Annotated in this window: 4 protein-coding genes and 1 pseudogene; 1 reads left to right on the top strand and 4 read right to left on the bottom strand. The window is 40.1% G+C overall.

The features are described 5' to 3' along the window. Positions 1–251 precede the first annotated feature (251 nt). Complete coding sequence (locus ACFIKN_RS03760) at positions 252–491, bottom strand: hypothetical protein (RefSeq protein ID WP_375657929.1); 240 nt, start codon at positions 489–491, stop codon at positions 252–254. Further along, positions 488–1,216, bottom strand: coding sequence for a phage antirepressor KilAC domain-containing protein (locus ACFIKN_RS03755; RefSeq protein WP_375657928.1), 729 nt, complete (start codon positions 1,214–1,216; stop codon positions 488–490). Before ACFIKN_RS03755 ends, ACFIKN_RS03760 begins: the two co-directional genes overlap by 4 nt. A 390-nt stretch (positions 1,217–1,606) precedes the next feature. On the opposite strand from ACFIKN_RS03755, the gene ACFIKN_RS03750 reads away from it, so the two are divergent. Next, complete coding sequence (locus tag ACFIKN_RS03750; RefSeq protein ID WP_375657927.1) at positions 1,607–2,626, top strand: hypothetical protein; 1,020 nt, start codon at positions 1,607–1,609, stop codon at positions 2,624–2,626. Positions 2,627–2,705: 79 nt separating this feature from the next. Here ACFIKN_RS03750 and ACFIKN_RS03745 read toward each other — a convergent pair. Together ACFIKN_RS03745 and ACFIKN_RS03740 are read right to left on the bottom strand one after the other, a co-directional pair. Further along, a pseudogene (locus ACFIKN_RS03745) lies at positions 2,706–3,060 on the bottom strand (hypothetical protein). A 1-nt stretch (position 3,061) separates the two neighbouring features. Beyond that, positions 3,062–4,105 (bottom strand): major capsid protein, encoded by a 1,044-nt coding sequence (locus tag ACFIKN_RS03740; RefSeq protein ID WP_375657930.1) that lies wholly within the window; start codon positions 4,103–4,105, stop codon positions 3,062–3,064. Positions 4,106–4,169 lie beyond the last annotated feature (64 nt).

Below are 4,169 nucleotides of genomic sequence, written 5' to 3'. Positions count from 1 at the left end.
GCCGGCACCATCATTATATTTGCCAGCTCGTGGGTGTTGCGACAGCCCTTGCATTAAGACGGTTCATAAGAGCCATTTTTAGTCCTTTCTTATACAAATTTTATCCACACACTCATCCCACTTGTTATGTACAAATGAGTGGTTTTGATTGATTCAACATAAACAGATTTAAAATGAGAGAATCTTGCGTTATTCGAGGGTCTAATTCAATATGAATAACGCTAGATTATCATTATAAATCAATGTGTTATCTAAGTTCGCAACAAAGAATCCATACGATGTGGAAGTTCTGAAGCTCCAAAATCTGTCAAAATTGCCAAGATTTTTGTAATATTGGGCACGTCATCTTGAAGCTTTAAAACTAGAACCTTTTCTATTGCATTCATAGTTTGAACCAGAGCACTACAATCTTTGTCGCTCACATTTTCATCATTAGAAAATTGAGATAATGCTATCCATAGATCACATAAAAAGTTGGTATCTATCTTCATTGTACACCTCCAAAGATTTGTTCTCTCAAACACGCTAATCCTCTGGATGTGATTTTTGTTGAAGGCAGCACCTTTTCTGTACCATCCGGTCTTTGAATGGTAATAGCGGGACAATCCATGAATCCTTTCTTAATTTTATCCTGATAAGGTAACAATGGCGCCCCTGGAGCACGTCGATACACCCAATCATGTTTACGTAGGTAATTAGTCAAATCCTTTGGTCGTACTTCAAGCATCTTTGCTGCTTCAATAAGACCAAACAAACCATCAGAGCGTTTTAAACCTTCCAAAGCTTTTGCTTTTGGTGCTAATTCGGCAATGGTGTTATCCTTTTGCTCGATTTGACTTTGTAGGTGGTTCAAGAAACCTATCATTGCTTGAGGGCTTGAGTAGTCTATCTGTGGAACAGCTACCTGCTTTTCCAATTCTTGCCAACGGTCAATGATTTTAGCTCGTAAAGCAGTGCTGTAACCAGAAACAAGAATTAAACATTCGCGCTTAGGTAAGTTATAACAAGGGCGGCTTTCACCTTTTGCATCAACGTAAGTACCGATAAAATCAACCAATCCAAATTTGGAGCCGTTAAGTTCTTCAAGCATCTTCTTGATATCACGCATAATATGTGCGTGCTGCTTTTTACACAAATCAGCAATTTCACGACTAGACATAGTTTGATGGATAGCACTATTAGCAGTGTTTCCTTTAATTTCTATAAGAGTGTTCATGATGAACTCCTATTGGTTAGACGTTTTTGATTGACACTTTTATAAATAAAGTGCCGGGTGCTCAAAAACACGGCCAATAGTCCGTCGTTATGCTTTTCCCATCAAGAGTATTGTATAGCATAACCACACCCGACGAGATCATTATATGCGTGTAACATACAATGAGTCAAAGCCTTTAATGTGCGGAAAAGAGAGAGATTGTTTCGGCAATCTATCCGCTATTGGTTTAAGGTGTTTTTGAGGCACCTGATTCGATTATTCATACTCCTGTCACAATGTCAATAAGTAATACTACTTTTTTCTAAATTATATAAGTACGTCTTTACTTTATTTGTCGACTCACTTTAAATTTCCCACTTTACTTTCTTGTTTATAGCGGAGGGGGAGGTAATGCTGGATACCCTTGATACAATTGCAATGATCGTATGTTTGTTATCATTGCCAGTGATGATTGTCGGACTTGTTTTAGTATGTATAAAGAAATGGCGGAAAAACGGACTGAAAACTCTTGGTATTGGAGCTTTATTATTTATCGGCTCTGCAATAGTCGGTGGTTTTGTATACAAAGATAAGTCAGATCAAGTTGCACACAATAATGAAATTGTTACCTCCTCCTCGACTTCCTCAATAGATGTTGCTACTCAAAACGAAAGCGTGTCTCAAGCACCAGCTGAGAATACCGATAAGCAAGTTACCCCCACTCAAGTTAACAAACCAGACAAAGATGATGGATTAGGCTTTTGGGGATGGTTTTGGTTAATTTTCTTTGCGTTTTTTGCGTTTTCCATTTTCGCTTATTGGCAAGATAAACGCAAAAAACGTTTTGAAGAGAAAGTTCCAGAACAGGCTTCAAGGTTGCTCCCTCCTGCACATCCTTCTTCTGATTTCTCAGTCGTTAATAAAACATCTCCAGCACTTAAAAAGGAACAACTGGAAAAGGGAATAAAGAGCTTTCTCCTTTGTGCTCTATTGATTGGAGGTATTGTAGCAATAATAAATGTTCCTTGGTTATTATTGCCTTTTCTTATTGTTTTACTTTGTGTTCTCATTGTTTATCATGAAACAAAAAAGGAAAAAAGCTTTGAACAAGAAGTTGCGATGTTACAACCAGATATCCCTCCCTTTGATTTTTTTGAAGCATGTGAAATGTTTCAAGAGCTTGATGCGAGTGAGTATGATTATCGTTTAGCACGCAATGAAAAACTTTTGGGAGTTCAAGAAAATACCAGATTCATTGACGGTAGAAAGAACAAGTGGGATGGACGTCTTTTGGTAACAAATCAGGCTATTGTGTTTGAAAGCTCTGAAAAGAATGAACGAACCACTTGGACACGAATTGCATCAGTAGCTATAACATATCAAGGATGCCAAATCAGTCGGCGTACCATGGAATTACGAATTTACTGCTAATCCCGGATTTGCTGCAGTGGTTAGAGCTCTTGGGCGCCCTTATTGATTTTTAAGTAGTATACCGTATAAATGTACATCACTATTTTATCTCCCGCAAGATAAGCTTATACATACCGGATTCAGAGGCTTGGACATCTGTGATCACGAAGTGCTCTTGAGAAGAGGGGGCTTTGTTGTTTTCAGGAGAGAGGACCACAATACTATCTTGAGGTTTTGGTGGTATTCCCCCCGATATCATTGATACAAAGATCAAGTTCCTTTCTTGCAATTGTGGTGGGGATTCTGCCACCGGCGTCCGATTCTGAATGCTTAATGCCGTAAATCGCTGTAATCCGAAAAGATTGCTGGTTGTCTTTTCGCGTGTAGATGATGGGCTGCCCAAAGGTGTTGCGCACATCTTTAACCATTTGGTCTAGCAGCCCGTGCCATCGCATATTATTTCGCTCCAATCACTGCTTTAAACAGCATTTCAGGGCGTGTACAGATGTAAAGCGGATAGCTATAGACTTCCGGTTTTACCCATGCATTACGGTCGTGGTCGACGATAAGCATCGTGTAGAGAGGTCTTCCAACCGTGTTGGCAAAATCCAAGCTTTCACCAGGAGCAAAGGTTTTTTGGAAGACACCAGGCGCATCAACAGGAAAGAATTGACATTCATCAGGCTTAATGCCTATGGCGCGCTTTGTTCCAGCCTTCGCACTCACATTATAGTTGTGAATACTCCGGTAATTAATGAAAGTCACACCCGCAAAGTCAAAACTGCCAAAGCTCCCAGAGCCAATCGAACTTGGTGTTGCAACACCTCCAGCACTATTCAACGTTTGTGCTAAGGCTGTGTTTAAATAGGTCTCACGAATTGTTTTATGTTTTTTCAATTTGGAAAAGAATTCATTTCCACAAAGCCCAATAATGCGTGAACGATCAGAAAACGCTCCTTTTGAAGCTTCAATCATCCTCATAATGACTTGGTCAACATTGTCAGCAACATTGGTTGTCTCATTATTTAATTTAAAATCAATCGGCTTTGGTGGTGCGATTTCCCATTCCTTATACCAATCGACAATAACAGAGCCATCGGCATCAAGAACCACCCCTTGAATAGCGCCAAGTTGCATGTTTTCCCATGTCAATTCGATTTCAGAAATCAGTTTCTTTTGTTTTCTGGCAATATATTTCATTGCTGTCTCTGACTGATCTTCTGTACCAAATTCACGACGGTTCTGGATTTCCTCTGATTTCACCGTATCACTTTTGGCAATGCGTTCGCTTAAAGCAGGGCTTGCCATAATCATTGGGTCAAGACGGGTTTGGGACAATTTCTTCGCTCTCTCAACCGTTGGCGTCACATAAAGGGCAGGTCCCGGACTATAATGAATGGCATAACCGCAGAAGTTCAATTCTGCTTCTGACATGCCAACTTGCGCCCCTTTCATGACAATAGTTGTTTCAATTGGCACGTAGGAGGAAAGGTTATCCATGATTTCGCGCAAATAGGGGGTCCGCTTTGTTCTCCACAATCCAGGTTCAGCACTTGCTACCGTG

The organism is Bartonella sp. CL436QHHD (assembly GCF_042195105.1).
GTDB lineage: Bacteria > Pseudomonadota > Alphaproteobacteria > Rhizobiales > Rhizobiaceae > Bartonella.
Note: the sequence above shows the minus strand (reverse complement) of the source record. Positions and strands in the feature narration are given on the sequence as shown.